The organism is Amycolatopsis sp. NPDC051071 (genome assembly GCF_040682875.1).
Taxonomy (GTDB): domain Bacteria; phylum Actinomycetota; class Actinomycetes; order Mycobacteriales; family Pseudonocardiaceae; genus Amycolatopsis.
Genome location: NZ_JBFBBY010000007.1, coordinates 100,654 through 107,451, shown reverse-complemented (window position 1 = coordinate 107,451; position 6,798 = coordinate 100,654). Strand labels below are relative to the sequence as shown.

5 protein-coding genes are annotated in these 6,798 nt (G+C 67.7%); 3 read left to right on the top strand and 2 right to left on the bottom strand.

The genetic code is table 11. From position 1 onward, the window contains the following. Positions 1-89: 89 nt before the first annotated feature. Positions 90-1,463 carry an MFS transporter gene (locus AB0M65_RS04325; protein ID WP_364021172.1) on the bottom strand — a complete coding sequence of 458 codons (1,374 nt, stop codon included), beginning with the start codon at positions 1,461-1,463 and terminating at the stop codon, positions 90-92. A gap of 45 nt (positions 1,464-1,508) precedes the next feature. Here AB0M65_RS04325 and AB0M65_RS04320 point away from each other — a divergent pair, with 45 nt between their 5' ends. Continuing rightward, positions 1,509-2,027 carry a PadR family transcriptional regulator gene (locus AB0M65_RS04320; RefSeq protein ID WP_364021170.1) on the top strand — a complete coding sequence of 173 codons (519 nt, stop codon included), beginning with the start codon at positions 1,509-1,511 and terminating at the stop codon, positions 2,025-2,027. Between the two features lie 464 nt (positions 2,028-2,491). Here AB0M65_RS04320 and AB0M65_RS04315 read toward each other — a convergent pair whose 3' ends face one another. After that, a complete protein-coding gene (locus AB0M65_RS04315; protein ID WP_364021167.1) occupies positions 2,492-3,370 on the bottom strand; it encodes an AraC family transcriptional regulator in 879 nt (292 codons plus the stop codon). Positions 3,371-3,465: 95 nt separating this feature from the next. Between AB0M65_RS04315 and AB0M65_RS04310 the strand changes: the two genes are divergently transcribed. Both AB0M65_RS04310 and AB0M65_RS04305 read left to right on the top strand, forming a co-directional pair. Next, entirely contained in the window at positions 3,466-4,470 is a 1,005-nt protein-coding gene (locus tag AB0M65_RS04310) for an aldo/keto reductase (protein WP_364021164.1), read from the top strand. 372 nt (positions 4,471-4,842) lie between these two features. Next, on the top strand, positions 4,843-6,378 hold the full coding sequence (locus AB0M65_RS04305) for an N-acetylmuramoyl-L-alanine amidase (RefSeq protein ID WP_364021161.1): 1,536 nt from the start codon (positions 4,843-4,845) through the stop codon (positions 6,376-6,378). Positions 6,379-6,798: the final 420 nt, after the last annotated feature.

Genomic DNA, 6,798 nt, shown 5'->3' with positions numbered 1-6,798 from the left:
CGAGTACGCCCAGTACGAGGCCGAAGGGCCCACACCACCAGGAACCACCTGGATCACGAACCCCATCGAACAGATTTGCCAGACACGCCCTAGGCGACCTTCTCCTGTTGCCTGGCGGGCATGACGTCCAGGTTGGTCATAGCGAGGACCGCGCCGAGGGCGAGTACGCCGCCGGCGGCGCCAATGACCGCGATCGTGCCGCCGATCGCGTGCGCGAGGCCGTGGGGCGCGCCGCTGACGAGCATGCTCTGTCCGATGGCCAGACCGGCGCTGCCGCCGAGCTGCTTGATCAGAAGCAGGCTGGCGGTCGCCGAGCCGACGTCCCGGCGCTCGACCGACATTTGTGCGGCGGTGGTGATGCCGCCCATCGATGGGGCCGTACCGAGGCCGATCAGTCCCACGCAGAGCATCGTCAGCCACAGGGGAAGCACGTCGATCGCCGCCAGCGACGCGGACGCGAGCGTCGTCAGCACCGCGCCGGCGGCCAGAATTCCTTTGACGTGCCCGGTTTTCAGCACGACCAGTGCCGTGCCGCGGTTGCCGATGAGCATGCCGGCCATCAGCGGGAGCACCATCAGCCCGGACGCGGTGGCGCCGTAGCCACGCACTTGCTGGAAGTAGAGGCCGAGGAATAGCCCGGCGGGCATGGTCGCGGCGGTGAACAGGAATCCGGCCAGGGTCACCGCGCTGTAGGGGCGGCTGCCGAACAGTCGCAGCGGGACGATCGGCACGCTGGCTCGCTGTTCCACGAAGACGAATGTCGCAAGCAGGGCCATCCCGACGGCGAGCAGGGCGATACCGAGGGAGTTGTTGAGCGCCACCAGGACCAGCGAGATGCCGACGGTCAGCAGCAACACGCCCGCGGTGTCGAATCTACCGGTGTCGCGGTCGGGTTGCCGGTCGTGCGGGACGAGCCTGGCCAGTACGGCGATGGCGGCGGCCCCGATCGGCAGGTTGACCAGGAAGATCCACTGCCAGCCCAGGTGGTCGGCGAGCAGGCCGCCTGCCACGGGGCCGCCGATGAAGCTGATCACCATCATCCCGGCCATGAGCGTCTGCATCCGCATCATGCCGGTCGAGCGTTCCGGTGGGTACAGATCGCGTACGAGCGTCATGCCTACGGTCATCAGGGCGCCCGCGCCCGCGCCTTGCACCACGCGGAACGCGATGAGCTGCGGCATGTCTTGTGCCAGCGCGCACAGGGCCGACCCGGTGAGGAACAGTGTCATGCCGGTCAGTAAGGGGATCTTGCGGCCGTGCAGGTCGGCCAGCCGTCCGTAGATGGGGATGGTCACGGTCGAGACCAGTAGGTACACGGTCATGACCCAGGTCAGGCTCTGCTCACCGTGTAGTTGCTCGACGATCTTCGGCATGGCGGTGCTGGTGGCGGTGCCGTCCAGGGCGCTGAGTAGTACGCCGGCGAGGGTCGCAAGGAGGATCAAGCGTTTTCGGCGGTCATCCATAGGTCAACGTTGACCGATCATAACTGATCTGTCAAAATAGTTCGCATGTCACTGCGCCACGCTGTCCTCGCCACCTTGCTGCCCGGCCCACAGAGCGGCTATGACCTCGCGAAGAAGTTCGACGACGTGATGCGGGGCGTCTGGTACGCCCGCCGCAACCAGATGTACGGCGAGCTGGCGAAGCTCACCGAAGCTGGGTTCGCCGAGGAGGTCGCCGAGGGCCCTCGGGGCAGGCGGACCTACGCGGCCACCCCGGCAGGCCGGGCCGAGTTGCGCCGCTGGCTGGTGGAGGTGGAGCCTGACCGGACGGTCCGCGACGAGTCGACGCTCCGCGCGCTGCTTGTGTCCACATTAGACAGTAAAGACGCGTTGTGGGTGCTGGCGCGTGAGGAGGAAGCGCTCACCGCGGAACTCGCGCCGCTGCGGGAGTACCTGGCCGAACTGGCTCAAGTGGAGCAGCCTACCGACCCGAAGGCGATGGGACTGGACCTCCGGGCCCGCATGCTGGAGGCCATGCTGAGCTGGATCACCGAAGCTCGGCGCCGGTTCCAGGCCGCCCAGTAGAAGAACCGTGCCGCGGGGCCGTTCGGAGCCGGCGGGTTGTCCCATCCGGTCCACCGACCACCGCCATGCTCGTCTCCATCTCCAACTTGTGCTGCTGTCCCAGAGCGCAGAGCAGCATTGAGCGGCTCCGGACGAAGCTCGATTTGCCTGATGGCCACCGTCTGGGCGTGCTGCTGCTCCCCCGCCGTACCGATCACGGGTAGCGTCGACGACACGACGATGGGGCCATACGCGATGTCCGCGTCCGCGCAGGCCGAGTGGCAGTGCGGGTCTCCCTGGATCCGTATGGCGTCGTGTGCGACGCGCTCCCGCGGCGCGCGCGCTGGATTTGCCGATCTCGTCAAGGTTCGAGCGGATGATCTGGGTTATCGGCGGGATCGCCGCCGCCGCGCTGGTGCTCCTCCACGTCGAGCACGACCGCTCCACCCGATCAGCCAAGGCCACGAACCGTTACGCGGAACGGCTTACGAGGAGCGGCTGTCGGTAAGCCTGCCGCGCAGGCGGGCGGCGTCGCGCACCGGCGGCAGGCCGTAGGCGCGGCGGTATTCCCGGGTGAACTGGGTGGCGCTGGCGTAACCGACGGCATCGGCGGTGTGCGCGGCCGTGGTGTCGCCTGCCACTAGCAGGCGCCGTGCCTCCTGCAGTCGCAGGTGCTTCTGGAACCGCAGCGGGCTCATGCCGGTGGCGGCCTTGAAATGCCGGTGCAGGGTGGCCGGGCTCATATGCGCGACCGCCGCGACCTGCCCCACGGTGATGGGCTCGGCGAAGTGGGCGGCGATCCAGTCGGCTGCGGCACGCACCCTGGTCAAGGCCGAGCCGGTGGCCGCAAACTGGCGCAGGGTCGGGCCAAGTGTGCTGCCGAGCAGGCGGTAGAGGATCTCGGCCTCCACGCGGGCGGCCAGCGGCCCGATGTCGTCGGGGGTGTCGAGCAGCCGCACCCACCGGGTGACGGCGTCGACCAGTTCCGGGGTCATCGCGGCGGAGACCTGGCCCGCGGCCGGGGCGGCCGGGGCTTCGCCGTCGAGTTCGAGCAGCAAGTCGGCCAAGGCGGGGCCGTCCAGGTGCAGCACGACCGAGCGGTACGGCACCTCCTCGAACACGGCGGTCACCGGCAGGTCGAGCGAGTTGAGGAACATTTCGCCGCGGCGGGCCGACCGGCTGTGCTCCCCCGTGACGGTGCGCTTGGAGCCCTCGGCGATGAAGCACACCATCGGCTCGTAGCGCATGTCGAGAGGGTTGACCACCTCGTCGAGGGCGACCACGGTGAGCCGGGGCACGGCGGTGGTGCCGGACCACAGGCCGTTGCGGTGACGGCCCACGGCCGCCGCGAGCTGGTCGAGCACGGGGCTGCTCCAAACAGGATGGGTGAGAGGATCAGGCAATCCTATGCGGTTCAGCGATCATGCCGGCGCGCCGGGTGCGCTCTAGCGTCGAGGGCATGACACAACAGCAGAACCTGCCCACGCGCGTGCTCGGCACGCAGGGCCTGGAGGTCGGCGCGATCGGCCTCGGCACGATGGGCATGACGATGGCGTACGGCGCGGGTGACGAGGCGGGCGGCATCGCCACTATCCGCCGCGCCCACGAGTTGGGCGTCACCCTGTTCGACACCGCCGAGCTGTACGGCATGGGCACTGGCAGCAACGAGCGGCTGCTGGGGCGGGCGGTGGCCGGGTTCCGGGACGAGGTCGTGCTCGCCACGAAGTTCGGCTTCGACCTGACCGACCCGGCGAACGTGGGCGCGAAGCTCGACAGCAGGCCCGAGCACATCCGCGAGGTCACCGAGAACAGCCTCCGGTACCTGGGTACCGACCACGTCGACGTCCTTTACCAGCACCGGGTAGACCCGGACGTGCCGATCGAAGATGTGGCGGGCATGGTCGGCGAGCTGGTCACCGAGGGCAAGGTCCGTTTCTTCGGGCTGAGCGAGGCGGGCCCGGACGTGCTGCGGCGCGCGCACGCCGTGCACCCGGTGTCGGTGCTGCAGACCGAGTACTCGGTGTTCGAGCGCGCGGTCGAGGTCGAGGTGCTGCCGGTGGTGCGGGAGCTGGGCATCGGGTTCGTTCCGTACTCGCCGCTGGGCCGCGGGTTCCTCACGTCCGCGGTGAAGCCGGCGGACGAGTACCCGGCGGACGACATGCGCAGCTGGGACGACCGGTGGCAGCCGGGCAACTACGAGCGCAACGTCGCCGCGGTCGAGGCGTTGACCGCGCTGGCGCGGGAGAAGGACGCGACGGTGACGCAGCTTGCGCTGGCATGGCTGTTGGCACAGGGCGACGACGTCGTGCCGATCCCGGGCACGCGCGACCCGGGGCGGTTGGCCGAGAACGTGGCGGCGGCGCACGTGGTGCTGACGGCGGACGACCTGGCGCGAGTGCGGGAGGTCCTTCCCAGGGGCGCGGCCGGTTCCCGCTACCCCGAGACGATGATGCCGACCTGGTGAGGTGATCAATCGGGCGAGCTGCGCCCTTGGCCCATGTCCAGCTGACTCGAACGGATGAGAACGAACCGGCGTGCCGGGCAGGATGTCGCCACTTGCTTGCAGCGCGAAAATGAGCAAGGCCACCCCGCAGAGGCGGGGCCTGCGGGCTTCGAGACACCTGCCGACGACGCCGTCTCATTACGCGTCCGGTTGCCTCGCCCCACGTTTCCTCACGATGAAAACCGTGGAACACCACCTCACGCTGCTGGTTTGCTCGACGAACCAGCGGAGACCAGAGGGATAGTGCCAGGAGAGGTCTCCGCTCGGTCTCGAACCAGGGGAGGTTTCATGAGGCGATCATTGACTACGTCACTGGCGGTCACAGGTGTCTTGGTGACATCACTGATCCCGACGACCGCGTCCGATGCCGCGCTGCTGGCCAGACCGGACTATCCCGTCGCGCGATGGGTGGCGGCGGATCCGCACAACTGGGGTGACCGAAACGGCGACGCCATCACCGCGATCGCACTGCACACCTTCGATCCCGAAGAGCCCGCTGTACCGGATTACGACAGCACGATCCGGTTCTTCGCCAACCCGAACGAGAAGCAGACGAGCGCACATTACGTGATCAGGTCCAGCGACGGTGATATCACGCAGATGGTGCAGAATCAGGACCGGGCCAATCATGTGCACGGGCATAACAGCGACACGATCGGCATCGAGCACGAGGCGACCAGTCGCCAGGAGAAGTGGTACACCGACATCATGATGCGTTCGTCGGCCGCTTTGGTACGCGATCTTTGTGAACGTTACCTGATTCCGAGGACCGGCAGTTCCGACCCGAAGGACCAGAGCGGCGGGATAAAAGGACACAGCCAGTTCTCCGGGCACGAGGGCAACTCCGATCCCGGCAAGTTCTGGTACGAACGGCATGCGGCTTACCTGCAGAAGGTGCGCGGAGGGAAGCGGGACGCGGCCGTGCCGTTCGGTGGGCAGTATCAGATCTTCCAGCGTCAGCGGGACAACAGCGTCCAGCAACGGGTATGGGACGGTTCGGCGTGGCGCGGCTGGGCCGACCTCGGTGGATCGTTCGCGGGTGAGCCGGCCGCCGTCGCGTTCGGGCGGCAGCTGCACGTGTTCGGGATCGACAGGGCGACCCGTCAGCTGCGGACCCGGTATTGGGATCCCTCCGGCGGTTGGTCGAACTGGGCGGAGGCTGGCGGAACACCGGCTCGGCTGCGAGGCAACCCGTCCGCGGTCGTAATCGGCCAGAACATCCATGTCATCGCCCGTGGCGAGGACAACCAGGTCTACGAGGCACGCTGGTCAGGCGGCGCGTGGCGGTGGACAAACCTCGGGGGCACGATCGTCGGCGATCCGTCGGCACTCGACTTCGGTGGACAGGCACAGGTGTACGCGCTCGGCTCCGATCAGCGGCTGTACAGCAACGTACTCGGCGGCTCGGGATGGGGCGGCTGGACGAAGAGCGGTGAGCCCGGTGCGCGATTGACCGGAACGCCCTCGGTGATCCGTTTCGGCGGGCAGGCGCAGGCGTTCGTGCAAGGGCTCAACGGCAACGTGCATCAGGCGGTGTGGAACCAGGGAAGCGGCTGGACGTGGCACAACCTGGGCGGCGCGATCTTCGGTGACCCGTCCGCCGCGGTCGTCGGGTCCACAGTCCGGGTGGCGGCCTTGGGCACCGACAGCCAGCTCTGGACGAACTCCTGGTCGGCGAATGGCTGGACCGACTGGCAGAAGGTAGCCGGTGGGCCGTCGGGCGGGCTTACCGGAACTCCCACCGCGATGGCCTTCGGGAACCAACTCCAGGTCACCGTGCAGGGCTTGAACGGGCGCGCTCACCAGGCCTCCTGGCAGCCCGGTAGTAACTGGTGGTGGACCGACCTGAGCGGCACCGCAGCGGACTGAGCGGGCAGGGAGGAACGCCGTGGCCTTCGAACCGACCGTGTTCGCCCGCCACGGCGTGTCCGTGCCGCGAGACAGGTTCCGCCAAGCGGACGAGGAACCCGCGGCCGGTTTGACCCGATTGGCGGGTTTTCCGTTCCACGCAAGGACAACATCATGGAAATGGTGCGATAAAAGCGCTTCGGGCAAGCAACCTCGGGGGGAGCCAGGGTGCTGCGGATTCACTTCACCGACACGGATCTTTCTCGGATAACCATTGCGGATGACGCCGATTCCTCATGGGAGACGCTGTTCAGTTTGCACCTTTTACAGGAGCCGGACGATATCCTCACTTTCGACCATTGGCGGCACCGGATCAGGACGGAACTTCCACCCTGGATTCCGCTTCTGCTGGAGTTGGCACCACCTCGCGGTTATTCTGCG

Coding starts and splice junctions, on each gene's coding strand:
- AB0M65_RS04325 (WP_364021172.1), bottom strand. CDS start 1,463: ATGGATGACCGCCGAAAACGCTTGATCCTCCTTGCGACCCTCGCCGGC.
- AB0M65_RS04320 (WP_364021170.1), top strand. CDS start 1,509: ATGTCACTGCGCCACGCTGTCCTCGCCACCTTGCTGCCCGGCCCACAG.
- AB0M65_RS04310 (WP_364021164.1), top strand. CDS start 3,466: ATGACACAACAGCAGAACCTGCCCACGCGCGTGCTCGGCACGCAGGGC.